Below are 26,637 nucleotides of genomic sequence, written 5' to 3' on the forward strand. Positions count from 1 at the left end.
ACGCGCATTCGCGCGCGTACGCGAGATACGGCGGCCAATTACGCGCACGATCGCGCGTGCATTCACATGCGCATTCGCGCGCGCAATCGGGTGCAATCGGGCGCAATCGGGCGCGCGCCATTCAGGAGGCTTTCGGCGCAGCGTCGTCACGCTGCGTTCCGGTGTGCGTGCGTGGCGGGAAAGCGTCGTCGGATGACAACACCCGCGAGGCCGTAAACGGGTACGCGCGCGGGATGAACCGCGCGCGTACCGTCAACCGTCAACCCGCAGGAATCAGGATGCCGCCTGTGACGACAGGAAACGCCGCGCCACAATATTGATTGCGAGCACAACGAGAATCACGATCAGCGCCGCCGCATACGCGAGCGCGTGCGCGGAAGCGAACGGCTGGTTGATGAAGCTCCAGATCACGTATGTCAGGTAGCCGATCGGCTCGTGCGTCAGCTGGCCGTTCCACGTGTAGTTCGACCAGCCGGCCGTATAGATCAGCGGCGCGGTCTCGCCGACCGAGATCGCGAGCGACAGCAGAATGCCGGTCAGCACGCCGGAGCGCGCGGCCGGCAGCAGCACGCGCAGCACGACCTGATACTCCTTGCAGCCGAGCGCGTAAGCCGCCTCGCGCAGCGAGCCCGGGTTCTGCCGCATCGCGAGTTCGGTGAAGCGCGCGATGTACGGCATGATCAGCACCGCGAGCGTCATGGCGCCCGCCAGTGCGGAGAATTGCCAGCCGAGCCCGATCACGAGCGTCACGTAGCTGAAGTAGCCGAGCACGATCGACGGCACGCCGACGAGCACGTCGCCCAGAAAGCGGATGCAGCGACCCAGGTTGCCGCGCCCGTATTCGGCGAGATAGATGCCCGCCCCGACGCCGATGGGCGCCGCAAACAGCACCGCGCCGCCGCTCAGCACCAGCGTGCCTTCGATCGCGTTCAGCAGGCCGCCGCTGATGCCGTTGGTCACCTGCGTGAAGAGCGTCCACGAGAACGCGTGAATCCCCTTCTCGAAGACCGTCCAGAGGATGTCGGCGAGCGGCACGATCACCAGCACGAATGCCACTGCGCACAGCACGCCGAGCGCCCGGTTGAACACGACCCGGGTGCCGCGGATTTTCATCGGCAGTGCGATCGTCTCAGCCATGGCTGATTCCCCTTACGCGATACGTCAGCAAGCGTGCGATCACATTCACGATGACCGCGATGACGAGCAGCACCAGCGCGATTTCCGCCAGCGAGCGCACGGCCATCCCGCTCGGGTCCTGCAGCGCGCTGTCGAGCTGCGACGCGATGAACGCCGCCATGCTCGTGATCGGCCGGTAGATCGAATCCGGCAGGTAGTTGAGCGCGCCGCCGCTCACCATCAGCACCGCCATCGTTTCGCCCAGCGCGCGGCCGAGTGCGAGGATCGCCGCGCCGATGAGCGGCGTGCTGACCATCGGCAACAGGATCTTGCAGATCATCTCCGCCCGTGTCGTGCCGAGCGCGAAACACGATTCGCGCACTTCCTTCGGCACCCGCTGCATCGCTTCGACCAGCGTGCTCGAAATCACCGGCACGATCATCAGCGCGAGCACGATGCCCGCGGTCAGCAGGTTGTAGCCGGTCGCCGCCGGCCCGGAGAAAAACGGAATAAAGCCGAATGCGTTCGACAGCACCGGCGAGATGTCGCGCAGCACGAGCGGCGCGAGCACCTCCAGCCCCCACAGACCGTAGACGACGCTCGGCACCATCGCGAGCAGCTCCGCAATCTGCGCAAGTACGCCCAGCACGCGACGCGGTGCGTATTCGCTCAGAAAGAGCGCGACGCCGACCCCGACCGGCAGCGCGATGACAAGCGCAATCGCCGAGCTCGCGAGCGTGCCGACGATGAACACGAGGATCCCGTACTGCGCGCCCACCGCAACGGAATAGCCCTTGTGCATGACCGGATCGGCATAGAGGTTGCCGAGATTCCAGGTCTTGGAGAACAGAAAGCCGATGCCGTTGAAATGAATCGCTGGCCACGAGTAGCCAGCGAGGAAAACGAAAATCGCCAGCAGCGCGAGCGGAATCAGCAGCGCCAGCGCCTGAAGACCCAGCCGGAACGGATTCATGAACGGGACGCCTGAAAGAGCAACACAAATAGCGCGGCAGGCGCGGCGCAGCACACCGTGCCGCGCCGCGCCTGCCGCTCACCCGTTGTTACTGGATCTTGGCGATCTGTGCCTTGCTGAGCGCGGCGATCTTCGCCGGCAGCGGCACGAAGCGCACTTGTTCGAGGAACGACGCCGCGTTGCCGCCGGTCGGGCTGACCGCCCACGCCAGCAGGTGGCGGATCGCCTTCGCGGTGTCCGCATCGGCCTGCTTCGCGTTCACGATTGCGTATTCGTAGTTGATGATCGGATACGAATCCGCGCCCGGTGCGAACACGAGACTCAGGCGCTCGTCGGCCGGCGTCTTGCCGGTCAGCGCGCTCGCCGCCGCGTTGACGGTGCGCGTGCTCGGCAGCACGAAGTGGCCGTCGCGGTTCTTCAGCATCGCAGTGCCGAGGCCGGCCTTCGCGATCTCGTCATGGAAGCTCACGCCGATATAGGCGATCGAATACGGCGTCTGCTGCGATGCCTGCACCATGCCGGGGTTGCCGTTCGCGCCGACGCCGCCCTGTGCCGCCGGCCAGCTGATCGTCGTGCCGTAGCCCACGTTCTTGCTCCACGACGGCGTCGAGAACGACAGATACTGGCTGAAAATGAACGTGTCGCCGCTGCCGTCGGTACGGTGGATCGGCACGATCGCATGATCCGGCAGCTTCACGTTCGGGTTGAGCGCCTTGATCTTCGCGTCGTTCCAGTTCTTGATCGAGCCGTCGTAGATGCCGGCGATCGTCGGGCCGTCCAGCTTCAGATGGATCTTGTTCAGGCCCGGCACGTTGTAGTTGATCGTCTGGGCGGAAATCGCGAGCGGAATGTTCAGGACGCTCGGGTTCTGCTTGATCTGGCCGGCCGCCATATAAGCATCCGACGCGCCGATCTGCGCGACGCCCGAAATCGCCTGAGCGATACCCGTGCCGCTACCGGTGCCTTGCGTCGTGATCTTCACGTCCGGGTTGGCCTTCGCGTAGGCCGGCACCCACAGATTGAACAGCGGATACAGCAGCGTGGAACCCGTTTCGAGCAGGTTAGCCTGCGCGGCCTGTGCGCTGGCGCCAAACGGCATGACAACGGCTGCGGTCGCGACACCTGCGATGACAACCGCCTTCTTCAGGGCGACTCGATGAGATTGAGCGAACATGCCTTTCCTCCGTAGCGTTTGTGGTTTGGGCGATGGAGCATCGCAGAAAGGCGGATTTCATCATTACGACATGACAGATCCATGTCGCGTTTCATTCAATCGAGCTACAAACTTCTTTCGTTTTTGTTTCTTCGCCCTGAATCGACGATGGCACGGCGCTCGCGTTCATCTGGCGCTTGGAGCGTTTTTTAGCGCCACGTCAACGCAAAAAAGCGCGCCAGCCGACCGTGCCGGCTGGCGCGCGGAGCGCCGCACGCGCAAATAGAAGCTGAACGCCGCCGCTTAGTGCGTCTGCAGCGATGCGCCGATCTCGTCTCCATTCCCCGCGAACCAGCGCTTGCGCATCGGCGCGAGGAAGGCTTTGGCCGATACGCCAGCGACAATCGACACCACGGCCGCGCCGATCAGCACCGTCTCCCACGAGCCGCCGGCCGCGAGCAGCGACGCCACCGGCACGAGCAGCGACGCGGTGCCCTTTGCCGTATACAGCGTCCCCGCGTTCGATGCCGCGTACTTGCTGCCGAACGTGTCCGCGCAGATCGCTGGGAAGATCGAGAAAATCTCGCCCCAGCACAGGAAGATCAGCGGCGCGAAGATCAGGAATGCGTACGGATTATGGCCATAGGCGTTCATCCCGAGCAACGCGAGCCCTTCCCCGACGAATACGATCAGCATGGTGTTTTCGCGGCCGATGCGATCGGACAGGAAACCGCAGATCGGACGCGTGAGGCCGTTGAGCAGGTTATCGATCGACAGCGCGAGCGTCAGCAGCGGCAGCGTCGCGCCGAGGAACTGCACCGGCAGCTTCGCAAAGCCGAACGACTTGGCGATCGGGCCGAGCTGCGCGGTCGCAATCAGGCCGCCCGCGGCGACGAGCACGAACAGCAGATAGATCATCCAGAACAGCGGCGTCTTGACCATTTGCCCCGGCGTGTAATCCACCTTGCTGGTTACGACGCGCGACACCGGCTTGACGCCCTGCCCCGGATTCGGGCGGATCAGCGCAATGCCGAGCGCGAAAATCGCGATGCCCTGAATCAGCCCGAACACGAAGAAGGTCTGCTCGTAGCCCGAATTGTGGATCATGTTCGCGATCGGGATCACCGTCAGCGCCGCGCCCGCGCCGAAGCCTGCCGCGGTCATGCCGGCGGCGAGGCCGCGCTTGTCCGGGAACCACTTCAGCGCATTGCCGACGCAGGTTCCATACACGCAGCCGGCGCCGAGACCGGCCAGGACAGCGGCAAAGTAGAGCACCGGCAGCGTGGTCGCAAACGAATCGACCACCCAGCTCAAACCGACGAACACGGCGCCGCCCATCACGACCGGGCGCGGGCCGAAGCGGTCGACGAGCCAGCCTTCGAGCGGCACGAGCCACGTTTCGACCAGAATGAAAATGGAAAACGCCGTCTGGATCTCCGCACCGGTCCAGTGATTCTTCGTCTTCATCGGGACGACGAACAGCGTCCACGCATACTGCAGGTTAGCGACAAGCGCCATGCAGGCGATGCCGATGCACAACTGAACCCACCGGTTTCCCAGGGCGGAATGACCCGGCGTCGAGGCAGAGGATGCCATGACTCCTACTCTCCAAGATGAATAGCGGTTTGAGACACGGGGCGGCGCGGCACACGACCACGCCGGCGTCCCCCTGCTCGTCGAAGGCGAAGCGGCCGCCGCCGGATGCGCGTGCTGCCGCACCCGGCTGCCGCCTGTGCGTCAGATCACGACTTCTGCTCGTACACGCCGACCTTGTTGCTTGCGTTCAGATAGACGAACACGCGATGGTTGGCGGGATCGACCGTCAGCGTGTGCACCTTCGGCTCGGTCTGGATGTGACCGATCACCTGGTTGCTGTCGAGATCGACCACTTCGAGGTTGCCCGTCTTGTCGCCGATGTACGCGCGACGCGCCGCGGTATCGATCGCGGTCTGATCGACCGCGCCGGCGACCGCGATGGTGGTGACGAGCTTGCCGGTCGACGGATCGATGACGAGCATCTTCTTGTCGCCGGTGCCGATGATCAGATGGTTCGTCTTGCTGTCGTAGACGCCGCCCTTCGCATCGCTTTTCAGGCCGAAGTCCCAGACGGTTTCGATCTGGTTGGTGTCCGGATCGATCACGTCGATCTTCGAACCGACCGGCTGATACAGGCGATTGGTCGAAGCGACGTACACGCCCACGTCCGGACCGTCCTTGTCGTCTTTCGGCTCGAGCTTGTAGTTCGCGACCAGCTTGAACGGCGACTTCGGATCGAACATCGCTTCGTTGTTGCTGTCGTCGTTCGCAACGAGGACCTTGCCGGACTTCGTGTCGACGTTCACGCCGTCGGGCGTTTTTCCGCCGCTGTCGACGGACGCCAGACGGGCGAACGTGCGCTTGTTGTAGACGATCAGCTTGCCGGTCGTCGCGTCGGCCACATAGGCGTGATCGCCGTCGAACGCCACGCCGTTGCCCGAATCGACGTCGTGCAGCGTCTTCTTCACGGTCATCGTCTTCGCGTCGATCACCACCACGTTGTGATCGGGCGACTGCGACAGCCAGACTGCGTGCGTGTCCTTGTCATAGGCCACCCAGTCGCCGTGGCCGCCCTTGGCGCCCGGCAGATCGATGGTCTTGACGAGCGTGTATTGCGGCGTTTGCGCCTGTGCGGCGACCGAGACGAGCCCTGCGGCTGCGAGACAGAGGGACAGCGCCGTATGCCTGAGAAAAGCCATGTTGCCTCCTTAAGGAATTTCTGGTGTTGTGACGGGTATGCAGTTGACCGGCGCGTGCGGTCAGAACTTGTGCGTGATGCCGAGAATCGCGACGACCTGCGACGGCGTGCTCGAACTTGCCGACAGATCGCCGACCGTGCCGCCAGCGGCGACGATCGTCGAACCGTCCTCGCTGAACGTGGTGCCGCTTGCGTGCGAGTACGCGACGTCTGCGTAGAAGCTCGTCCGCTTGCTCAGCGTGTAGATGGCATTCACACCGAAGTTGTTGTATGTCGCCGAGGAATCGCCGCTCGAACGCGTATACAGGTAGGTAAGGCCGCCCGACACGCGCGGATTGAACTGGTACTGGACCGACGTCGCGCCGATGTTGTAGGTCTCGGTCGAATTGAACGCGCCATAGCTCATGTACGGCTTGTATTGCGCGTTGCTGTACCGGATGTTCGCGGTCAGGTTGCCGAGCACGTATTGCGCGGCGACCTGGACAATCTGGCGCGAACCGAACATCGGCGTGCTGCCGTACAGCGGCGTGACCGAATTGTTCTGCGTCAGGTCCGTCGCGCCGGTGCCGTCCACATCGTTCTTCGAAAACAGATAACCGGTGGCCAGCGTGAGGCCGCCGTTGTTGTATGCGGCCGCCGCGGAATACGTCTGGCCGCCGGACGCGTTGCCGGCAATCCCGCTTACGCCATACATCAACTCGTACTGGAAGCCCGCATAGGTCGGGCTCGCATACTTGATGGAGTTGTTGACCCACACCGTGTCGTCGTTGTTGTCGGCGTCGCCGGGCGTCGTGAAGGCCGGGCCGGCAATGTTGTCGCCGGTGATCGGCTGGATCAGGTCGACCGTCGGATCGAACTGGCGGCCGAGCGTCACGGTGCCATATGTGTTGCTCGCAAAGCCCACGTAGGCCGCGTGCGCGAAGATGCGATCGCCCGGAAGCGAGCCGTTCGCGATATTGAACGAGCTTTCCAATGTGAAGATCGTGGAGAGCCCGCCGCCCAGATCTTCCTTGCCCTTGAGGCCCCAGTACGTCGCGGCGTTATCGCCGCTTTGCATCGCGACGAGCGAATGACCGCCCGAGTTGCTGTAGTCCGCAATCGCCTCGTCAATGGTGCCGTACAGCGTGACGCTGCTTTGTGCGCAGGCGAGGCTCGAGACGGTGCCCGTCAGGATGGCCACCGCCGTTGCGTGGTATTTGAAATGTCTCACTGTTACTCCTCCTGGGGAATTTAAGTAGTAGTACTTATAAAAATCTGAAACTCTATGTTGCGAATGAATGCATCTGACGGTGGTGCCCGTGTCGCCCCGGGCACCGGGTCTGGCGGTTCAGATTGGCGGCGCGTCGAATGCGATGACGTTGCGGTGTCCGACATCAACCGTCCGCTGCGACACTCTGAGGGCAGGCTTAAGTCATGACCAATCGAATCGGTTTATACGCACCATAGAAATGAACTGATGGATGTAAGTAGTTCAAGTAGCGGGGGCTAATGGTTCATTCCGCATACGTGGGCGCGCCGCTGCGCATCGCACGGTCCCGCATCCCGGCGCGGCATGCTGGCCGTGCAACTCGGGCATCGCGGCGGCAGCCGGACATGCGCTCGCGACGCAGTGATACACGGGACTTATCGAAATGAAAACGTAATGTGGATGACAGCTAACGCGGCGCGATCAGCGCCGTCGACGCCAGGCAGTAAGGGAAATCACTGAACGAGACGGGCCGCGTTGGGCCCAGGCGGGGAATGCAAACGTATGCGACCGGGGCGTTGCGGCTCCGGCGATTCGCTACCCGGTGAAAGCCGGCGACCGGTACCCTTCGTCACGCGTGCCGCGCGCGTCACGCCGCCGCTACTCCCACTGCGCGACGCCGCCGTGTCGCGAGCAGGTGCCCGAGCGATGCCGGCTGAAACTGTAGCTGCCATCGCGGCATCGCGCGCTCGCGCCCGGCGGCACCTTGCCGCTGCGGGTTCGCGACGGCGCGTGCACCTCGTCGCCGTTGCGGTTGACGTAGTGCCCGTGCGATGTCAGATCGCTTTCATCGGGTTGGGTCCATGCATCCGGTGATGCGGTTCTCGCATGAGCAGCCGGCATCGACAGCACGCACGCGGCGAGCGTCGCCGCGAGCGCCACGATGCGCGCGAGCCTTGCCCGGCGCAGACACGTCATGCCGTTTCCTCGTTGAGTGGATGCTTTGCGATCGCGCACGCGCAGGTGCGCGCGGGACGCATAGTGTACGACGCGCCCGGGTCACGCACGCACAAGCAGCGAATCGGCGTGACGTGTCGCCGCGGACCCGCTCACGCTTTCTTCATGACGATCGCCGAACGCGCTCGTCGCGGCGCAATGCATCAGCGTATCGATGAAATATTTCGCGCGCGGCCAGGGACCATATCCCGCCGCCGTATTGATGTGCCCCGCCGCGCCGAGATTGACGAACGCGCTGCCGAAATGTTGGGCGAGCGTGCGCGCTTCGGCAGCCTCCATCCACGGATCGCTCTCGCTGCCGATCAGGATCGACGGCACGTTGAGCCGCTGCGCGCGGAACGCGCCGGCCGACGCGAACTTCTGCGGACTCGCCGGCGCCACGAACAGGATGCCGACCACGTCGCGCTCGTTCGCCCGGCGCGCGAGCGCATGCGCGGCGGCGAGGCATCCATAGCTGTGCGCGGCGAGCACGAAAGGCCCGCGCGCTTCGGCGAGCAGCGCGTCGACACGCTGCGCCCACCGCGTGAGAGACGGTGCATCCCAATCCGTCTGTTCGACGCGCAGCGAGCGGGCAAACTGGCGCTCGAGCCAGCTTTGCCAGTGCGCGTCCTCGCTCCCATGCAAACCGGGAACGGTCACCAGACGGGGGGGCCAATCGAGCTTGCCGCAGGCGCGCATGAACTTCTCCCTGACGATATCCGTGTTCGCCTAGCGTATCCGCGCACACCCGTCGGGCAAACCAATATTTTGTGATTTGCTTCCTTGCACGCCGGCCGGCTCCGCGTCCGTACCGCGCGTGACAGCGACTTCAGCGCGCCGGAAACACCCGCGCCGCGCGCGGCACCGCGAACGCGGCATCGCCCGCTTCGAGCGCGAGCGCACGCCAGGTGTCGCGCTCGATCTGCGCTTCGAGCGCCTCGCCCGCGCGCGACGCCAGTTCGACGCGCACCGTCGCACCCAACGGCACGACACGCCGCACGTCGACCGCAATACCGGCCTGCCGGCCGTCGGTCGCCGCTTCGAGCACGAGGTCGTGCGGGCGGACATACGCATGGGCCGGCCCCGTGAAATCCGCCGCGACGGCGAGCGGCACCGCGGCGCCATCGGCGACGAAGCCCCCGGCCGCCACCGTGCCCGGCAGCCGGTTCGCCGCACCGAGAAACGCGCAGACAAACGCGTTCGCCGGATGATCGTAGACGGCCTGCGGGCTGCCCGACTGCTCGACACGGCCCCGGTTCATCACGACGATGCGGTCGGCGACATCCAGCGCCTCCTCCTGATCGTGCGTGACGAAGATCGTCGAGATGCGCAGTTCGTCATGCAGGCGGCGCAGCCAGGCGCGCAGCTCCTTTCTCACTTTCGCGTCGAGCGCGCCGAACGGCTCGTCGAGCAGCAGCACCTTCGGTTCGACCGCGAGCGCGCGGGCGAGCGCAATGCGCTGCCGCTGACCGCCCGACAGTTCGGCCGGATAGGACTGCGCGAGCCAGTCGAGCTGCACGAGCCCGAGCAGTTCGTGGACCTTCGCGCGAATCTGCGCGTCACTGGGGCGCGTGCGGCGCGGCCGCGCACGCAGCCCGAACGCGACGTTCTCGAACACGGTCATATGGCGAAACAGCGCGTAGTGCTGAAACACGAACCCCACCTGCCGTTCGCGCGCGCCGATTGTCGCGACGTCCTGTCCATGCAGCACGACCTGCCCCGCGTCCGCGTGTTCGAGGCCTGCGATCACGCGCAGCAGCGTGGTCTTGCCGCAACCGGACGGCCCCACGAGCGCGACGAGTTCGCCGGCCGGAAAGTCGAGCGACACATCGTCGAGCGCCGCGAACGAGCCGAAGCGTTTCTGCAGATGACGTACGGTAATGCCCATCGTGTTGGCCTCTTCAGGATTGCGTCGCCGGCAGCGCGCGCGCGTCGCGCGCCGCGGCAAGCTCCGCGGCGACGCGCCGCTCGGCGATCAGCTTCAGTGCGAGCGTGACGAGCGCGAGCATCGCGAGCAGCGACGCGACCGCGAACGCCGCCGCCATGTTGTAGTCGTTGTAAAGCGCCTCGACGTGCAGCGGCATCGTATCGGTGCGCCCGCGAATGTGGCCGGACACGACAGACACCGCGCCGAACTCGCCCATTGCGCGCGCATTGCAGAGAATCACGCCGTACAGCAGCCCCCATTTGACGTTCGGCAGCGTGACGCGGCGAAAGATCTGCCAGCCCGACGCGCCGAGCACCCGCGCGGCCTCCTCTTCGTCGCTGCCCTGCGCCTGCATCAGCGGAATCAGTTCGCGCGCGACGAACGGGAACGTGACGAAGACCGTCGCGAGCACGATGCCCGGCACCGCGAACACGATCTGGATGCCATGCGCGTCGAGCCACGGGCCGAACCAGCCCTGCGCGCCGAACAGCAGCACATAGAGGAGCCCCGAGATCACCGGCGACACCGAGAACGGCAGATCGATCAGCGTGGTGAGCAGCGCCTTGCCGCGAAACTCGAACTTCGCGATCGCCCACGATGCGCACACGCCGAACACGAGATTGAGCGGCACGGCAATGACCGCGACCGTGAGCGTCAGCCGGATTGCCGCTTGTGCGTCCGGGTCGGACAGCGCGGCCGCGTAGACGCCGACGCCTTTGCTGAGCGCCTGCGCGAACACGGCGACGAGCGGCAGCGCGAGGAACAGCCCGAGAAACAGCAGCGCCGTCGCAATCAGAAGCGCGCGGATCACGCGCGGTTCGGTGACGGCATCCGTGCCGCGCGCGGCGCGCGCACGGCCTGCCACGGGCGCGCCCGAATACGTGCGATCGCTCATGGCCGCGCTCCACCCGGCGCGGCCGCGGCCGCAGGCACGGTGCGCGCGTTGCGGCGCGTGCGGCGCTGCAGCCGCCACTGCAGCGTATTGACGAGCAGCAGGATCGCAAACGACGCGACAAGCATCACGACCGCCACCGCAGTCGCGCCCGCATAGTCGTACAGTTCGAGCTTCGTGACGATCACGAGCGACGTGATCTCCGACTTCATCGGCACGTTGCCCGCAATGAAGATCACCGAGCCGTACTCGCCGAGCGCGCGGGCGAACGCGAGCGCAAATCCCGTGAGCAGCGCGGGCGTGACGGCGGGCAGGACGACGCGCGCGAACACGCGCCAGCGCGACGCGCCAAGGCAGGCCGCCGCCTCCTCCTGCTCGCGCTCGAAGTCTTCGAGCACCGGCTGCACGGTGCGCACGACGAACGGCAGACCGATGAAGGTGAGCGCGACGAACACGCCGAGCGGCGTGTACGCGATCCGGATGCCGAACGGCGCGAGCAGCCCGCCGATCCAGCCATTCGACGCGTACACGGCGGCAAGCGCGATACCCGCCACGGCGGTCGGCAGCGCGAACGGCAGGTCGACCGCCGCATCGACGATCCGCTTGAACGGAAACGTATAGCGCACGAGCACCCACGCGACGAGAAAGCCGAACACCGCATTGATGAGCGCGCCGACCAGCGCGGCGAAGAATGTCAGGCGATACGACGCAAGCACGCGTGCGGAGGTTGTGGCCGCAACGAACTGGTCCCACGAGAGCGTCGCGGTTTTCACGAACGCTGAGGCGAGCGGAATCAGGACCACGAGGCTCAGACAGGCCAGCGTGATGCCGAACGTGATGCCAAATCCGGGCAGCGCGCTCGGCTTGCGGAAAGTCAGTGTCGTCATGCCGGGAAAATAGCGTCGATGAGGTGCGCGGGATGATCGCCCGGCGCTGCGGGCGGGGCGATCAGGCAGACATTCCGCATCGGTCCGATGCAGGTCGTCAACTATCCGGCGAGTCTAGCGGCGCGACGGGCGTCGTCCAACCGACCATTCCTCATGTCCTTATATCGAAACCTGCTAAATGCGCCACAGGCATGGACGCGCAGTGCCACACGACGTCACGCGAGGAATAACGTTATACGGAATGGTCACAAGGCGCGGCGAGGTGTTCTGGCACACTGCCTCACACATGAAAAACGCTACGGAGTGAAGATGCAACGCCCTATTCCCTCGGTCTCGCCGTCCCGGCGCACCTTTCTCGCCGGACTGACGGCGGCGGCCGTAGCGTCGCTGGGTCTCGTGCGCCCCGCGAATGCGAGCCCGGCCGGGTCGCTGCTCAACGTGTCCTACGATCCGACCCGCGAGCTGTATCGGGACTACAACGCAGCGTTCGGCAAGCATTGGCAGGCGGAAACCGGGGCCAGCGTGCAGGTCGAGCAATCGCACGGCGGCTCGGGCAGCCAGGCCCGGGCGGTGATCGACGGCCTGCCGGCCGACGTCGTGACGCTCGCGCTCGCGTACGACATCGACGCGATCGCGGACCGCGGACTGATCGCCCCGAACTGGCAGAAGCGGCTTCCCGACAATTCGTGCCCCTATACGTCGACGATCGTGTTCCTCGTACGCAAGGGCAACCCGAAGCGCATTCGCGACTGGGACGATCTGACGCGCGCGGGCGTGAACGTGATCACGCCGAATCCGAAAACCTCGGGCGGCGCGCGCTGGAACTACCTTGCGGCATGGGCCTATGCCGAGCAGCAGCCGGGCGGCAACGACGCGAAGGCGAAGGCGTTCGTCGCGGCGCTGTACAAAAACGTGTCCATCCTGAACTCGGGCGCGCGCGGCGCGACCGTCACGTTCGTGCAGCGCGGCCAGGGCGACGTGCTGATCGCCTGGGAAAACGAAGCATTCTTGTCGCTCAAGGAATTCGGCGCCGACCAGTTCGAGATCGTCGTGCCGTCGTCGAGCATCCTGTGCGAGCCGCCCGTTGCGTGGGTCGACAAGATCGTCGCGCAGCATGGCACGCTCAAGCTTGCCACGGCCTACCTCGAATACCTGTACAGCGACGAGGGACAGCGGATCGCCGCGCAACACTTCTATCGTCCGCGCTCGAAGAACGTGCCCGCGTCGCTCACGCGCCAGTTCCCGAGCCTGAAGCTGGTCACGATCGACGGCGCGTTCGGCGGATGGCGCGCCGCGCAAAAGCGCCACTTCGCCGACGGCGGCGTGTTCGACAGCATCTATACGCGTAGCTGAGCCCAACCTGCGCTCAGCTGGCGGCCGTACACGGCGTACCGCCGCTGATAAGCGCCCCGTGTGTGCGCCCCGCTAACGACGCGCGCCCGCGCGCGGACGCGCAAGCGTCACACTCGCCAGCGCGGCATCGAGCGCGGCGGCCCCGCGGCGTTCAGACACGCTCACCGACGCATCCGGATCGCTGGCGGAATCCGCGTAGCTGAAGCGTTCGAGGGCGTAACAGGCGCCATCGTGCACGGTGCGCAGATCGCGCGCGTCGATCGTCTGGCTCATCCCGCTGTCGGTGTGGGCCCAGACCGCATAGCGCTGGCCGTGGATGATCCGGTCCGGCAGCCGCCGCGCGGATCCGCCCTGAAGACCGCCGCTCAGACAGGTGCGGACCGATGCCGGATCGCGGCTCATGCCGACCTGCAGATACTCGGTCTTGCGCGTCTGCGGCGGCGGCGCGATCACCGCGAGCGCGAGGCGCACCTCCAGCGTGCCGGGCGTCGGCGCGGTTCCGTCCCAGATCAGCCGCCAGCCCGAGGTCATCAGCGAACCGACAGGGACGTCCTGCGTCGACCGTGTCGCGGCCGCCGGCCGCAGCAGACTGACGCGACCGTCCGCGCTGCGCCAGCGCTGCGGCCGCACGGCGGCTGCGGCGGCGCTCGATGCGCCCGATGCGCCCGATGCGCCCGATGCGCTCGACGCGCTCCATGCGCCCGCCGCACCCGCCGCACAGCCCGCCGGCGCGGCGCTCGCGAGCACGCAACCCACGGCGCACAGCGCCGCGGTCCGGAACGCCGCCGCCCGGCGGCTGCGACTCATGCCGCGGGGTCCTGCCGCGCTTGCCGGCACGGCAGTCCGCGCCGCGACCGCTTGCGGGTCTCGACGCCCTCGGCCACGCTGCGCCACCAGCGCTCGCCGCGATGCGGCGCGGCCAGATCGAGCCGCTCGCCCATGCGCGGCGTCGCCACCCGGATGCCGCGCGCGGCCGCCAGCCCCGTCACGCGTTCGAACGGCTCCTGCCAGTGGTGCATGGCCAGATCGAACGTGCCGTTGTGAATCGGCACGAGCCAGCGCCCGCGCAGATCCGCGTGCGCCTGCACCGTATGATCGGGCTGCATGTGCACGTAAGGCCATTGCGCGTCGTAGGCACCGGTCTCGATCAGCGTGACGTCGAACGGACCGAGGCGCTCGCCGATGGTGCGGAAACCGTCGAAGTAACCGGTGTCGCCGCTGAAGAACACGCGCAGATCGCCGTCCGCGATCACCCACGACGCCCACAGCGTGCTGTTGCCGTCGAACAGGCTGCGGCCGGAGAAATGCTGCGCGGGCGTGGCCGTGAACACGAGGTCGTCGATCGTCGCGCCCTCCCACCAGTCGAACTGGCGCACCCGGGCGGCGTCGATTCCCCACTCGATCAGACGGTCGCCCACGCCGAGCGGCGTCAGGAACACCTCGGTGGTCGCGGCAAGCGCGCACACCGTCTCGCGGTCCAGATGGTCGTAATGATCGTGCGACAGGAGGATGCCGCGCAACGGCGGCAGGTCGTCGAGCGCGATCGGCGGTGCGTGAAAGCGCTTCGGCCCGACGCGCCGGAACGGCGATGCGCGCTCGCCGAACACCGGATCGGTCAGCCAGAACTGGCCGCGCAGCTTGAACAGCAGCGTCGAGTGCCCGAGCCGGTAGAGGCTGCGGTCGGGCGCGGCGTCGAGTTGCGCGCGCGTGAGGCCGTCGATGGGCAGCGCGCCGGCCGGCACCGTGCCGCGCGGCTTGCGGAACAGCATGTTCCATGCGATGCCGAGCGTCTTGCGCAGGCCTTGCGCGGGACGGGGCGCCGGGTTGCGGAAGCGTTCGCCGTCATGCTGCGCCGACGCGCCGGCGTGGCCGCGGGTGCGGCGCGCGGCCGCCAGCCCGAGCGCGCGGCGGGCCGAGCCGATCAATGCGTTCATATGCGATGCCCGGTTAAAAGTACACCGCACAGTGTAATTTATTGGCGAAAAAAGTAAACTGCCCGGTGTAAAATTCAGGGATGGAATCGAGCCTTGCCCCGCAGCGCCTGACCGACCGCAAACGTCAGGCCATCATCGCCGCCGCCCTCGACGAATTCCTCGCTGCCGGCTTCGACGCCACCAGCATGGATCGCGTCGCCGCGCGCGCCAACGTGTCGAAGCGCACCGTCTACAACCATTTTCCGGGCAAGGAAGCGCTGTTCGCGGCCATCCTGCGGCAACTGTGGGACACCGTCCACACCGGCGAAGCCGCCCCTTACCGGGCCGACGAACCGTTGCGCGCGCAACTGCTCGACCTGCTGCAGCGCAAGCTGCGGCTGCTGAACGACGACGCCTTTCTGGCGCTTGCGCGCGTCGCCATCGCGGCGGGCCTGCATTCCCCCGAACGCGCGCGCGACATGCTGGCGCGCCTCGGCGAACGCGAGGAAGACCTGACCGTCTGGCTGCGCGCCGCCGCCGCCGATGGGCGTCTGCGCATGACCGATGCCGCGTTCGCGTCGCAGCAGTTGCAGGGGCTGCTAAAGGCATTTGCATTCTGGCCGCAACTGACGATGGGGCAGCCGCCGCTCGGCGCGAAAGAGCAGCAAACGGTGGCGGAATCCACCGTCGACCTGTTCCTCGCGCGCTACGCCTGCTGACGCAGCGGGCACCGGCCGGCCCGCACGTGCATGCGTGGCCGTCGCGTGCATCGCCCGCCCGCCGCGCGCATCGCGTACGCGACTCGAACGTGGATGGCGCGCCCGGACTTTTTCCCGCTTTCAGCTGCGAACGCTCGCACGAGCGTCCGTCACGTCATCGCAGGCAACGCCTTTCAGCGCGCGCCAACGCATCCTCGCCGGACGGATTGGCAAAAAAGGCTTCGAGCGCGCGCATTTCCTCGTGCCCGGTCTGCAGCATGCAGCGCGTCTCGCGTGTGCGCGTGGCCCGGCCCGGATGAACAATCGCGCCGACGAACACGCCCAGAATCAGCAGCACGTTCGCCACCGCAATCACCCAGTCCCGGACCGCCGGCGCGGCCGCGCGCCGCGTATGCTGCCTATGCCGCGCTTTCCGGCAAAAGCTTGCCCCGCCGGGCCGCTCATCGGCTGGCTCTGACATTTCGTACTCCTTTATGTTATGAAGCGTGGGCGCCGGATCCGGGATCGGCCGCCGTCTAGTTGGGGCGTGGCGCGAACAGCGCGAACGCGAGATCGCGCCAGTACGTCGCCCAGCGGCGCGCGCGCGCACCTCGCTCGACATAGGCGCTCGTCAGCGTGACCTCGGCCGGGCCGTCGCCTTCGGCGGACAGCCAGATGCGTTCGCCGCGATACACGCGAACGCAGTCGCCACGCTGCATCCAGTAGTCGTAAGGGGAGTGGATACGCGTGAGCCAGATGCGCGTATCGAGGGCCTGCAATTCGGTATCGGCCGTCATGCGCCAGCTCACGGTTTGCCTCGGCACGAGGGTCAGGTGAATCACGACGCGGGGCGCGAGCGGCGTGCTGCCGGGCAAACCGGAGCGGTAACAGTCGGACTGCTGGCTTGATTCGGTCATGCTCATCTCCGTTGAATAAGCCGGCCAACGGAGGAGCACCCAAACAAAAGGCCTCGTCCATTTCCGGCGAGGCCTGGTGAATTGTGCAACCGCAGAGACTACTTAACGCACACCCGCCCCCCGTGATGTCGCCCAATGGGCGATCACTCGATGATTTTTCGCAATGGCGAGGTGGGCTGGCGTACGCATGAGATCGAGTTTCTCCGGCTCGTCAGTGCTTGTCAATGGAAATTCGCGCGCGATGCGCGGAGTGTCGCGCGTTTGCACGCACGCGGCGTGCCGTCGTGCGCAACGCATCGACGCGTCGGCACGGCGGCGGATCGCCCCGCTAGACAGCCTTCAATTCGAGCGGCAAGCGAATCTCGAAGGTCGTGCCCTGCCCTTCGCGCGAGCTGAAGCGAATCTGCGCGCGCAGCACCCGGCACAGTTCCCGGACGATCGCGAGCCCGAGTCCGGTGCCCGGAATATCGTCGCCCGCCGCGCGTTCGAATTCGTCGAACACGCGATCCGCGTCGGACGGCGCAATGCCGATTCCGGTATCGGTCACGCGAATCGACCAATGCGTGTCGTCGACGCGCGCCATCGCGAGTTCGATCGAGCCGGAAGCGGTGTACTTGGTCGCGTTCGACAGCAGGTTGAGCGCCACCTGCTTCACCTTCAGCCGGTTCGACTCGACGGCGCCCAGCCTCGGATCGAACGACATCAGCATGCGCAGGCCCTTCGCCTCGATGCCGGGCCGCGACGACGCGACCAGTTCGTCGAACAGCTCGCGCGCGTCGAACGGCGCGATTGCCGGCGGCGCTTCGTCGCCCAGCACGACCGCGTATTCGACCATCTGGTCGACGAGCTGCTTCATGTCCGTGGCGTGACGGTGCGCGAGCGCGAGCGCGGCGTCGGCCTTCGCGGGCGCGCGTCCGATCAGTTGCAGCGCGACGGAAAACGCATTCAGGAAGTTGCGCAGATCGTGCACCACGCTGCGCGTGATCTGCATGCGCGACTCGTGCAGGTCGCTCACGAGGCGCTGCTTCAGTTCGAGTTCGTGATTCGCGCGCTCCAGCTTGCCGGTGTAGTCGTCGATCTTGCGGTCGCGCTCGCTGACGACCTCGCGGATCGAGGTCAGCGTGACGAAGCTGAGCACCTCGGCAATCAGGCGGCGCGCGCGCTTTTCGTGGCGGCGCGTGAACGCGTGATCGCTCTCGGCGAACGCGTCGAGCGCGTCGCTCAGCGTGAGCTGGAACAGGTCGAGCTCGCGCACGAGCTCCTCGATCCGGTAGCCCTGGCGCCAGCGCACCATCCCGTGCATGCGCGCGTCGTGCTCGATCGCGGGCTCGACACGTTCGAGGTCCTGCTCTTCGATCGCCACGCACACACCGTCGAGAATGTCCGGCAGGTGATCCGCGAGCTGCTGGTAGGTGAGCCGGTCGGCCTCGACGAGGTCGACGTCGGCGAACACCTCGCTCATCCACTGCTCGGTCAGGTTCGCACGCTCGCGGCGCAGAAAGTCGGCCAGTCGGTGCAGGGGTCCAGTCGGGACGTCGGTCATCGCGGCCACTCAAGGGAAATTGGTTGAAAGGACAACGTTCTGCAGCGGCGTGCCGCGTGCACGTCCGGCCGGACCGACCTGACGGCGGCGGCCTGGCCATCCACCCGACGCGCCGTTCGCGCATGCGCCGCAGTCAGTGTATCTCCAAGTCACCCAGGAAAGACGCGCGCGACGGGGCGGCGGCGCGCCATTTTTTGCGCGACCGCGCAATCCGGTATTTTTGTCAGATGTTCGGCGCGCGCCCGATCTGGCGAGCCGCCGGACCCGCGACCCGCCGCAGGGCGGCGTGGCCGTGCCGGCCCGCGGCTGCTCCGGCCGCCCGCCGCGCGGATCGCGGACGCGCTTCGGTAAAAGGTTCTGTGTCGCGCGCGGATACGCCCGGTATCATGGGGGTCTGCCGCGCGACGAACGCCGCGGCCTTCGCACCCTGCCGGCCGCGGCGCTCGCCGTGCCGCCCTCAACCGCAGACGACAGGACGACCGGACGACATGGCTCAAGGAAAACAGATTCTGCTCGTGGACGACCAGGCCGATGCGATCGACGCGCTCGCGCTGCTGCTGGAACTCGACGGGCACACGGTGCGCACCGCGCACAGCGGCGCGGATGCGCTTGCCGCCGTGGCGACGTTCGTCCCGGATCTCGCGCTGATCGACGTCGCGATGCCGGACATGGACGGCATGGAACTGGCGCGCGCGCTCAGCCAGCAACCGGCGCTCGCGCACACGCGGCTGGTTGCGCTCACCGGCTTCGGCGGCCCCGACGACAAGCGCCGGGAGCAGGCAGCCGGCTTCCACGCGCACCTGACGAAGCCGGTCTCGGCCGAGCAGCTCACCGGCCTGATCGCCGACGCCGGCACGCCGCGGTAGCGGCGCCGCGGCGCGCGCCCCGTGCCGCCGGCGGCCGCGCCGCAAAGCCCCGCCGCGGCGGCCGGCGCAAGGCCGCAGCGGCTTCGCGCCCTACCGGTCGACGATCCGGCTCAGGTTGCCGCGCACCCGCTGCAGCAGCGCGATCAGTTGCCTGACCTCGGCGTCGCTGAAGCCGCTCAGGCCCTCGGCAGCAACCTCGTCGCCCACCTTGCGCGCCTTGCCGAGCGCGCGCTCGGCCTTCGGCGTCATGCGCACCTGCCGCTCGCGGCGATCGTCCGGATTGGTCCAGCGTTCGATCCAGCCCCCTTCCTCCATCCGGTCGAGCAGGCGCCCGGCCGAAATCGGCGCGACCTCCAGCAGGTCCGCGAGGCGGGCCTGGTTGACGTCGCCGTAATGCGCGAGGTAGGCGAGCGCGCGGCATTGCGCGCGCGTGAGATCGACCGACGACTTCGCGAGATCGTCGAAGCGCTTGCCGCACAGGCGGCCCACGTCCGAGATCAGAAAGCCGAAGCGCTCTTCGAATTGGGTTTCCATCGCGCGATTATACGAAAGCGCACACCCGCCCGCGCGGGCGGCATGCCGCGCTGCAGGTTCCGGTGGCCAGCGCGCGACACTGCCGATACAATAAGCATGCTTACTAATTATCCCGGCCCCGCCTTCCATGTCCTCCGAGTCACCGTCAGCCAGCCTCGCCGCCCTGAACCGGCCGATGATCACGATCTCGATCATGCTGGCCACGCTGATGCAGACGCTCGACAGCACGATCGCCAACGTCGCGCTGCCCCACATGCAGGGCACGCTGTCCGCGTCGCAGGACGAGATCACGTGGGTGCTGACCTCGTACATCGTCGCCGCGGCGATCGCCACGCCGCTCACCGGCTGGATGGCCGAGCGGCTGAGCGTGAAGCGTCTGCTCGCTTTCGCCGTGCTCGGCTTCACGGTTTCGTCCGCGCTGTGCGGGCTGTCCGCCACGCTCACGCAGATCATCGGCTCGCGGCTGCTGCAGGGGGTGTTCGGCGCGTCGCTGGTGCCGCTGTCGCAGTCGATCCTGCTCGACATCAACCCGCGCGAGAAGCAGGGGCAGGCGATGGCCGTCTGGGGCATGGGCGTGATGGTCGGGCCGATCCTCGGTCCGACGCTCGGCGGCTGGCTCACGCAGAGCTATGACTGGCGCTGGGTGTTCTTCATCAACGTGCCGATCGGCGCGTTCGCGCTATTCGGCATCCTCACGTTCCTGCCGTTCAAGGCGCCGCGCAAGGACGTATCGTTCGACGCGTTCGGCTTCATCACGCTGTCGCTCGCGATCGGCGCGCTGCAGGCGCTGCTCGACCGCGGCGAGCAGAAAGACTGGTTCGGCTCGAACGAGATCGTCATCGAAACGCTGATTGCGGCGATCAGCTTCGCGTTCTTTCTCGTGCATACGGCCACGGTCGGCCGCAAATCGTTCTTCAGGTACGAACTGCTCAAGGATCCGAACTTCGCGACCGGCACGTTCTTCATCTTCGTGATCGGCGCGGTGCTGTACGCGACGCGCGCGCTGCTGCCGCCGATGCTGCAGAACCTGATGAACTATCCGGTCGCGACCACCGGCCTCGTCACGGCGCCGAGCGGCGCGGGCACGATGGTCGCCATGCTGTTCGCCGGGCGGCTGTTGCGCCGCATCGACGCGCGCCTGATGCTGCTCGCCGGCTTCCTGATCTCCGCGTTCGCGCTCTGGCAGATGATGCATTACACGCTGGTGCTGTCCGAAGCGGACATCGTGTGGCCCGGCGTGATCCAGGGCTTCGGCCTCGGGCTGGTGTTCGTGCCGCTCAGCGCGCTGACGTTCTCCACGCTCACGCCCGAACTGCGCGCGGACGGCACCGCCACCTATAGCCTGATGCGCAATATCGGCAGCAGTATCGGCATTTCGATCGTGCAGACGCTGATGACGCGCGGCACGCAGATCGCGCACGCGAATCTCGCCGCGAACGTCACCGTCTTCAATCCGGCGATGCGGCCGATGCTCGACAGCGGCGGCCCCGACACGCTGATGGCGCTGAACGGGACGATCACGCAGCAGGCGGCCATGATTGCGTACCTGAACGACTTCAAGCTGATGTTCATCGCCACGCTGCTGGTGGTGCCGCTGCTGTTGCTGATCCGCCCGGCGCACCGCGCGGCGGATGCATCCGCCGCCCATGCGGCGATGGACTGACGGGCGCGCCGGTCCCACGAATGCGCTTGCGCACGCCGCTCAGCGCTCGATGCGCCGCCGCGTGACGCCGAGCAGCGCGGCCATCGCGGCGCGCGCGCCGGCGGGGTCGCGCGCGCGGATCGCGTCGAATACCGCCGTGTGCTCCGCAAGCGACGCGTTGTAGACGTCGGCGCGCCGCGCATTCAGGCGCAACTGCGCTTCGAGCGTGCGCTCGATCAGCGTGCCGAGCGGGATCAGCAGTTCGTTGCTGCACGCGTCGAGCACGCTCAGGTGAAAGCGCAGGTCCGCGCGCACCCATTCGTCGACGTTGCGCGCCGCCACCATCGCCGCGTGCGCCGCCTCGCAGGCGGCGAACGTCCGCGCATCGTGCGACGCGGCCGCGAGCGCCGCCGCGTACGGCTCGATCATCTCGCGCATCTCCTGCAGCTTCAGCGCGAAGGCGAGCGGCTCGGCAACCCGCGCGTACCAGTCGAGCAGATCGACGTCGAGCAGATTCCACGCGTGACGCGGCCGCACCCGCGTGCCGACGCGCGGCCGCGACTCGACGAGCCCCTTCGACGTGAGCGTGCGCAGCGCTTCGCGCAGCACCGTGCGGCTCACGCCGAAGATGTCCATCAGGTCCGCCTCGCGCGGCAGCACCGTTTCGGGCGCGTAATCGCCGCGCAGGATCGCGGTGGCAAGCTGTTGGGCGACGCGCCCGTGCAGATCGTGCTGAATGACGCTTCTCCCTGGCAAAGCCGGCCGGACCGGGTGTCCGGCCGACCGCGATTATCCGGCATCGCCGCGCCGCGGCCCAGCGCCCGGCTGCACGTGCCGCCTGCCACGGCCCTTCCCGCTGCCCGCGCATCGCAGACGATCGCCCAAATAATACTATTAATAGTATTAAAAGTCGATTTTGCGGTACCATAAGAGCCCCTGGAGTTCGTGCCGCCGGCGCATCGTCGCGCCGGCGGCCCCCCCGTCACTGCCCTGGCCCGCACGCATAAGGAGACGCTCGCCATGAAAATCACCAAGCTCGAAACTTTCGTCGTTCCGCCGCGCTGGTGCTTCCTGAAGATCGAAACGGACGAAGGCATCGTCGGCTGGGGCGAACCGGTGGTCGAGGGCCGCGCGCACACGGTCGCGGCCGCAGTCGACGAACTCGCGGACTACCTCGTCGGCAAGGATCCGCGCCTGATCGAAGACCACTGGCAGGTGATGTACCGCGCCGGCTTCTACCGCGGCGGCCCGATCATGATGAGCGCGATCGCCGGCGTCGACCAGGCGCTGTGGGACATCAAGGGCAAGCATCACGGCGTGCCGGTGCACGCGCTGCTCGGCGGCGCGGTGCGCGAGCGCATCAAGGTCTACTCGTGGATCGGCGGCGACCGTCCGGCCGACGTCGCGAACAACGCGCGCGCGGTCGTCGAGCGCGGCTTCAAGGCCGTGAAGATGAACGGCTCCGAGGAACTGCAGATCATCGACACGTTCGACAAGGTGCAGGGCGTGATCAACAACGTCGCCGCGGTGCGCGAGGCGGTCGGGCCGAACGTCGGCATCGGCGTGGACTTCCACGGCCGCGTGCACAAGCCGATGGCGAAGGTGCTCGCGCGGGAACTCGACCCGTACAGGCTGATGTTCATCGAGGAGCCGGTGCTGTCGGAGAACGCGGAGGCGCTGCGCGACATCGTCAACCAGACCAGCACGCCGATCGCGCTCGGCGAGCGGCTCTACTCGCGCTGGGACTTCAAGCACATTCTCGCGGGCGGCTACGTCGACATCATCCAGCCGGACGCGTCGCACGCGGGCGGCATCACCGAGTGCCGCAAGATCGCGTCGATGGCCGAGGCCTACGACGTCGCGCTCGCGCTGCACTGCCCGCTCGGCCCGATCGCGCTGGCGACCTGCCTGCAGATCGATGCGGTCAGCTACAACGCGTTCATCCAGGAGCAGAGTCTCGGCATTCACTACAACCAGGGCAACGACCTGCTCGACTACATCCGCAACCCGGAAGTGTTCCGCTATGAGGACGGCTTCGTCACGATCCCGCAAGGCCCGGGTCTCGGCATCGACGTGAACGAGGAGAAGGTGCGCGAGATGGCGAAGGTCGGACACCGCTGGCGCAATCCGGTCTGGCGCCACGCGGACGGCAGCGTCGCCGAGTGGTGAGCGGGGGCGCCGCCGCTCGCCGGGCGCGGCACGCCTGCCGCCCGGCGCGGCGGGCCGCCGCGCTTCACCCCACGCGCGGCGCGCCCGCCGCACGACGCCGTCAGCCGGCGCGCGCGACGTTACGGCCCATCGAACGCACAGGCGTCGCAGTTACGTAACATCCCGGACCGGAACCCGGTCCGCGCGCGGGCTTCACGCTTTGCGCGGCGTCCTCCGAACCCGTGCGAGCCTTGCTGGACAAGGCTCGCAGCGTGCGCCCGGCACGCCCGCCCGAAATTGGCCCATTCCTTGCTGTCATGTCTGCAAACGACAAAGCAAGAGGGCATCATGGGTGGTTTTCTCCCCGACTATCTGATCCGCGAACAGGCCGCCGTCGGCGCACTGGTCATCTTTGCCGTGCTGCGCCTGATCGGCGCGGGGCTCGCCTGGCAGCGCGGCTGGCGCATCTCGGTGGTCGAGAAATGCTTCATCGCGGCGGCGGTGCTGTACTGCGTGCCGCAACTGTTCGATCTGCTGACCGAATTCGTCGGCTCGAACACCGCGCTCGCCGCACTCGAAGGCAAGGCGAGCGGCTGCGCGATCGCGCTGTTCTGCGCGCCGATCGTCGGCCACAAGCTCGGTCTCGAATAGACCGCCTGTCACCCGGAAGTCACCCGGAACCTGTCGACATGATGCTGCTGCGAAACCGCATGACCTATCGCGCGGGCGACGTGCTCACGCTCAAATCCGGCGGCCGTCCGATGACCGCCACCTGGGCAGGCCCCGTCGTATTCGCGCCGGGCACCTGGCTCATCTGCCAGTGGTTCGACAACGACGGCGAACTGCATCAGGACATGTTCCCGGCCAGCATGCTGGAGCGGGTGCCCCGCGCACTCGCCGCATAAGCGCAGTAGCGGTTTTTCCGGCAGTTTCCGGACGGCCGTGTGTGTTCGCGCCGCGCAAGACCTTGCGCGGCGCTTTTTTGCGCCGGCGCGGGACGAACGCTCAGCCCCCGAGCACCGGCGCCACGCGATGCGCGAGCGCCGCGGCGACAATGAACACGCCGATCATCGCGAGCGCTTCGAGGTAGAGCAGATTCGCGAACGTATGCGCATCGAGCGTCGACGCCGTGCGCCGCAGCCTCGACAGCGCCGCAAAGCGGTTCAGCCCGCCGAGCAGCAGCACCAGCGCGACGAGCGCAAGCTTGAGCATCAGCACGTGACCCCAGACGCTCGCTTCGAGCACCGCCAGCGCGCCGCCCGCGCCGCGCAGGCCGATCAATGCGCCGCTCGCCAGCGCGATCGCGGCGAGCGGCAGCGACACATTCGACATCTGCACCGCGGTACGGATCAGCACGCCGCGCGCCGCGGACGAACCGAGCGCCGGTAGCACCGCAAGCCCGGCCGCGATCACCAGACCGCCCCACACGGCGCTCGCGAGCAGATGCACGGTCAGTACGCCGAACGCCGCGGACACGCGCAGGCCGCCGCCCGCCGGGCCCAGCGCCGCCTCGCCGGCCGCGACCGCGACGGCCGCGAGCCCGAGCAGCACGTGACGCAGCAGACCCGTGCGCGCCGCGAACGCCGCCAGCAGCATCACGCACGCGCCGCCGAAGGCGACGCTCCAGCCGCTGCGAAGCGGCGCATTCGAGAACACCGCCGGAATCGCGCCGAAGGCCTTCGGCAACGGCACGCCGCCGATCGCCGCGGCGGCGTACACGAGCCAGCCGAGATCGGCGAGCACCAGCACGACCGCCGCGCTCAGCATGACACGCTGCGCGCGCAGCCACGCGAGCCGCGCGGGGGCGATCGCCGCCAGCCCGTCGCGCGCGAGCCATGCGCCGAGCAGCGCCGCGCCGAGCGTGCAGGCAAACGCGATGTTCATCAGCGAGGCCATCGCGACCTGGCCGATCCACAGTCCGTGCGCGCTCATGCCGCAGCCACCGTGGGCGAGGCGTGCGCCGTGCGTGCCGTCGCGACGCGCGCGGCGGAATCGAATGAAGCAAGGGTGAACGGCGTGGCAACGAGCGCATCGGCACGGCGTGCCGCTGGGCGAAAAGGGAAGGACGTCATGTCGGACAGTCTGCTTGACGGGAAAGGAAACGACGATCAGGAAGAAGCGCGCGAACGCGCCGGCGACCCGGAAGTGTACCCTTCGACGGGCATCCCGCCTGCGGGTTCGACGACGGTGCCGCACAGGTCGCCGCGCTGCGCGCCGCTCACGCATCGCGCATGAACCTGCTGCGCCACAGCCGCGTTACATCGAATATCGCACTGTCGCATCGGCGTTTACGAGCACATCTGAATGGCCGGGCGCAAATAGTCAGCATCACCCTTCGATGCTAAAATTCGGGCGTCGTCGCAGCCTGAATCGCCCTCAAGCGGGACCGCTCGAAGTCTCGCGGGGACCCCGAATCTGATGGAGTGACGCGTGCTTTCAAAACGCCTTTTCCGCCCGCTTCTTGCGCTTGTGCTGATTGGCTCCGCTGGCGTCCTGAACGCCGCGAAAGCGCAAACTCAACCCCAGGCGCCCGACACGATGGCAGCGCGCGTGCAAGGCTGTACCGCATGCCACGGCGTGCACGGTCAGGGCAGCGACAACGACTACTTCCCCCGCCTCGCCGGCAAACCGGCTCAATACCTGTTCAATCAGCTCAGAAACTTTCGCGACGGGCGCCGCCGGTACCCGCCGATGAATTACCTCGTCACGTATCTGTCGGACGACTACCTGCACGAAATCGCCACGTATTTCTCCGGGCAGCGTCCGCCCTATCCGCCGCCGTCCGCACCGACCGTGTCGGCGGCCACGCTCGCGCATGGCGAGCAGATCGTGCTGCACGGCGACGCGGCGAAGAACATCCCCGCGTGCGCGGCCTGCCACGGCAAGGCGCTCACCGGCATGGAGCCGGCCATTCCCGGTCTGGTCGGCCTGCATGCGGACTACATCAGCGCGCAACTGGGCGCGTGGCGCTCGGGCACCCGCCATGCGATCGCGCCTGACTGCATGCACACGATCGCCACCCGGCTGAGCGACGACGACGTGAACGCCGTCGCGGCCTGGCTCTCGACGCGCACCGCGCCGCGCAATCCGGTGCCCGCGCCGGCCGGCTCGCTGAAGACGCCGCTTGCCTGCGGCAGCGAACCGCAATAAGGCACCGGG

27 protein-coding genes are annotated in these 26,637 nt (G+C 67.2%); 8 read left to right on the top strand and 19 right to left on the bottom strand.

From position 1 onward, the window contains the following. Window positions 1-273 precede the first annotated feature (273 nt). From pstA to cysT, 11 genes are all read right to left on the bottom strand, one after another. On the bottom strand, window positions 274-1,137 hold the full coding sequence (gene pstA / locus AC3AP7_RS13855; protein WP_475762054.1) for a phosphate ABC transporter permease PstA: 864 nt from the start codon (window positions 1,135-1,137) through the stop codon (window positions 274-276). Then, complete coding sequence (gene pstC, locus AC3AP7_RS13860) at window positions 1,130-2,089, bottom strand: phosphate ABC transporter permease subunit PstC (RefSeq protein ID WP_475762052.1); 960 nt, start codon at window positions 2,087-2,089, stop codon at window positions 1,130-1,132. Before pstC ends, pstA begins: the two co-directional genes overlap by 8 nt. An 88-nt stretch (window positions 2,090-2,177) precedes the next feature. After that, window positions 2,178-3,263, bottom strand: coding sequence for a phosphate ABC transporter substrate-binding protein PstS (gene pstS / locus AC3AP7_RS13865; protein ID WP_475762050.1), 1,086 nt, complete (start codon window positions 3,261-3,263; stop codon window positions 2,178-2,180). Between the two features lie 282 nt (window positions 3,264-3,545). Next, window positions 3,546-4,838 (bottom strand): oxalate/formate MFS antiporter, encoded by a 1,293-nt coding sequence (oxlT, locus tag AC3AP7_RS13870; RefSeq protein WP_475762048.1) that lies wholly within the window; start codon window positions 4,836-4,838, stop codon window positions 3,546-3,548. Window positions 4,839-4,984: 146 nt separating this feature from the next. Then, window positions 4,985-5,977 carry a YncE family protein gene (locus AC3AP7_RS13875; protein WP_475762046.1) on the bottom strand — a complete coding sequence of 331 codons (993 nt, stop codon included), beginning with the start codon at window positions 5,975-5,977 and terminating at the stop codon, window positions 4,985-4,987. Between the two features lie 60 nt (window positions 5,978-6,037). Continuing rightward, window positions 6,038-7,186, bottom strand: a complete 1,149-nt coding sequence (locus AC3AP7_RS13880; RefSeq protein ID WP_475762044.1) for a porin — start codon at window positions 7,184-7,186, stop codon at window positions 6,038-6,040. A 636-nt stretch (window positions 7,187-7,822) separates the two neighbouring features. Continuing rightward, window positions 7,823-8,140, bottom strand: a complete 318-nt coding sequence (locus AC3AP7_RS13885) for a DUF3761 domain-containing protein (protein WP_475762042.1) — start codon at window positions 8,138-8,140, stop codon at window positions 7,823-7,825. Window positions 8,141-8,221: 81 nt separating this feature from the next. Next, window positions 8,222-8,857 (bottom strand): RBBP9/YdeN family alpha/beta hydrolase, encoded by a 636-nt coding sequence (locus AC3AP7_RS13890; RefSeq protein WP_475762040.1) that lies wholly within the window; start codon window positions 8,855-8,857, stop codon window positions 8,222-8,224. Window positions 8,858-8,987: 130 nt separating this feature from the next. Beyond that, window positions 8,988-10,046, bottom strand: a complete 1,059-nt coding sequence (locus AC3AP7_RS13895) for a sulfate/molybdate ABC transporter ATP-binding protein (protein WP_475762038.1) — start codon at window positions 10,044-10,046, stop codon at window positions 8,988-8,990. A 13-nt stretch (window positions 10,047-10,059) separates the two neighbouring features. After that, the gene (cysW, locus tag AC3AP7_RS13900; RefSeq protein WP_475762035.1) at window positions 10,060-10,980 is read right to left on the bottom strand and encodes a sulfate ABC transporter permease subunit CysW; all 921 of its coding nucleotides are present in this window, start codon (window positions 10,978-10,980) and stop codon (window positions 10,060-10,062) included. After that, window positions 10,977-11,864: a sulfate ABC transporter permease subunit CysT gene (gene cysT / locus AC3AP7_RS13905; RefSeq protein ID WP_475762033.1), complete on the bottom strand. Its 888-nt coding sequence runs from the start codon at window positions 11,862-11,864 to the stop codon at window positions 10,977-10,979. The genes cysW and cysT overlap by 4 nt, the downstream gene beginning before the upstream one ends. Before the next feature lie 309 nt (window positions 11,865-12,173). Between cysT and AC3AP7_RS13910 the strand changes: the two genes are divergently transcribed. Continuing rightward, the gene (locus AC3AP7_RS13910) at window positions 12,174-13,217 is read left to right on the top strand and encodes a sulfate ABC transporter substrate-binding protein (RefSeq protein ID WP_475762031.1); all 1,044 of its coding nucleotides are present in this window, start codon (window positions 12,174-12,176) and stop codon (window positions 13,215-13,217) included. A gap of 72 nt (window positions 13,218-13,289) precedes the next feature. Here AC3AP7_RS13910 and AC3AP7_RS13915 read toward each other — a convergent pair whose 3' ends face one another. Both AC3AP7_RS13915 and AC3AP7_RS13920 read right to left on the bottom strand, forming a co-directional pair. Beyond that, window positions 13,290-14,024 carry a hypothetical protein gene (locus tag AC3AP7_RS13915; RefSeq protein ID WP_475762029.1) on the bottom strand — a complete coding sequence of 245 codons (735 nt, stop codon included), beginning with the start codon at window positions 14,022-14,024 and terminating at the stop codon, window positions 13,290-13,292. Then, a complete protein-coding gene (locus tag AC3AP7_RS13920; protein ID WP_475762028.1) occupies window positions 14,021-15,151 on the bottom strand; it encodes an MBL fold metallo-hydrolase in 1,131 nt (376 codons plus the stop codon). Before AC3AP7_RS13920 ends, AC3AP7_RS13915 begins: the two co-directional genes overlap by 4 nt. An 80-nt stretch (window positions 15,152-15,231) precedes the next feature. Here AC3AP7_RS13920 and AC3AP7_RS13925 point away from each other — a divergent pair, with 80 nt between their 5' ends. Then, window positions 15,232-15,849 carry a TetR/AcrR family transcriptional regulator gene (locus tag AC3AP7_RS13925; protein ID WP_475762026.1) on the top strand — a complete coding sequence of 206 codons (618 nt, stop codon included), beginning with the start codon at window positions 15,232-15,234 and terminating at the stop codon, window positions 15,847-15,849. Between the two features lie 154 nt (window positions 15,850-16,003). Here the strand turns inward: AC3AP7_RS13925 and AC3AP7_RS13930 are convergent, their stop codons facing one another. The 3 genes from AC3AP7_RS13930 to AC3AP7_RS13940 all read right to left on the bottom strand — a co-directional run bounded on the left by AC3AP7_RS13930 (window position 16,004) and on the right by AC3AP7_RS13940 (window position 18,288). Beyond that, the gene (locus AC3AP7_RS13930; RefSeq protein ID WP_488324813.1) at window positions 16,004-16,195 is read right to left on the bottom strand and encodes a hypothetical protein; all 192 of its coding nucleotides are present in this window, start codon (window positions 16,193-16,195) and stop codon (window positions 16,004-16,006) included. 169 nt (window positions 16,196-16,364) lie between these two features. Further along, on the bottom strand, window positions 16,365-16,745 hold the full coding sequence (locus AC3AP7_RS13935; protein WP_475762022.1) for a DUF2917 domain-containing protein: 381 nt from the start codon (window positions 16,743-16,745) through the stop codon (window positions 16,365-16,367). A 328-nt stretch (window positions 16,746-17,073) separates the two neighbouring features. Next, complete coding sequence (locus tag AC3AP7_RS13940) at window positions 17,074-18,288, bottom strand: sensor histidine kinase (protein WP_475762020.1); 1,215 nt, start codon at window positions 18,286-18,288, stop codon at window positions 17,074-17,076. Window positions 18,289-18,776: 488 nt separating this feature from the next. On the opposite strand from AC3AP7_RS13940, the gene AC3AP7_RS13945 reads away from it, so the two are divergent. Next, on the top strand, window positions 18,777-19,154 hold the full coding sequence (locus AC3AP7_RS13945) for a response regulator (RefSeq protein ID WP_475762018.1): 378 nt from the start codon (window positions 18,777-18,779) through the stop codon (window positions 19,152-19,154). A 90-nt stretch (window positions 19,155-19,244) separates the two neighbouring features. Here the strand turns inward: AC3AP7_RS13945 and AC3AP7_RS13950 are convergent, their stop codons facing one another. Next, entirely contained in the window at window positions 19,245-19,688 is a 444-nt protein-coding gene (locus tag AC3AP7_RS13950; RefSeq protein WP_475762016.1) for a MarR family winged helix-turn-helix transcriptional regulator, read from the bottom strand. Window positions 19,689-19,815: 127 nt separating this feature from the next. On the opposite strand from AC3AP7_RS13950, the gene AC3AP7_RS13955 reads away from it, so the two are divergent. Next, on the top strand, window positions 19,816-21,351 hold the full coding sequence (locus AC3AP7_RS13955) for a DHA2 family efflux MFS transporter permease subunit (RefSeq protein WP_475762014.1): 1,536 nt from the start codon (window positions 19,816-19,818) through the stop codon (window positions 21,349-21,351). 39 nt (window positions 21,352-21,390) lie between these two features. On the opposite strand, the gene AC3AP7_RS13960 is transcribed toward AC3AP7_RS13955, so the two are convergent. After that, window positions 21,391-22,086 carry a FadR/GntR family transcriptional regulator gene (locus tag AC3AP7_RS13960; RefSeq protein WP_475762012.1) on the bottom strand — a complete coding sequence of 232 codons (696 nt, stop codon included), beginning with the start codon at window positions 22,084-22,086 and terminating at the stop codon, window positions 21,391-21,393. Window positions 22,087-22,350: 264 nt separating this feature from the next. Between AC3AP7_RS13960 and dgoD the strand changes: the two genes are divergently transcribed. From dgoD to AC3AP7_RS13975, 3 genes are all read left to right on the top strand, one after another. Further along, on the top strand, window positions 22,351-23,499 hold the full coding sequence (dgoD, locus tag AC3AP7_RS13965) for a galactonate dehydratase (RefSeq protein ID WP_475762010.1): 1,149 nt from the start codon (window positions 22,351-22,353) through the stop codon (window positions 23,497-23,499). A 327-nt stretch (window positions 23,500-23,826) separates the two neighbouring features. Continuing rightward, a complete protein-coding gene (locus AC3AP7_RS13970) occupies window positions 23,827-24,129 on the top strand; it encodes a hypothetical protein (protein WP_475762008.1) in 303 nt (100 codons plus the stop codon). Between the two features lie 38 nt (window positions 24,130-24,167). Next, entirely contained in the window at window positions 24,168-24,383 is a 216-nt protein-coding gene (locus AC3AP7_RS13975) for a YodC family protein (protein WP_475762006.1), read from the top strand. A gap of 100 nt (window positions 24,384-24,483) precedes the next feature. Here AC3AP7_RS13975 and AC3AP7_RS13980 read toward each other — a convergent pair whose 3' ends face one another. Further along, window positions 24,484-25,410, bottom strand: coding sequence for a CopD family protein (locus AC3AP7_RS13980; protein ID WP_475762003.1), 927 nt, complete (start codon window positions 25,408-25,410; stop codon window positions 24,484-24,486). A gap of 498 nt (window positions 25,411-25,908) precedes the next feature. On the opposite strand from AC3AP7_RS13980, the gene AC3AP7_RS13985 reads away from it, so the two are divergent. Continuing rightward, window positions 25,909-26,628: a c-type cytochrome gene (locus AC3AP7_RS13985; protein ID WP_475762001.1), complete on the top strand. Its 720-nt coding sequence runs from the start codon at window positions 25,909-25,911 to the stop codon at window positions 26,626-26,628. Window positions 26,629-26,637 lie beyond the last annotated feature (9 nt).

The sequence above is a fragment of the Paraburkholderia sp. PAMB 6770 genome, from assembly GCF_057748135.1.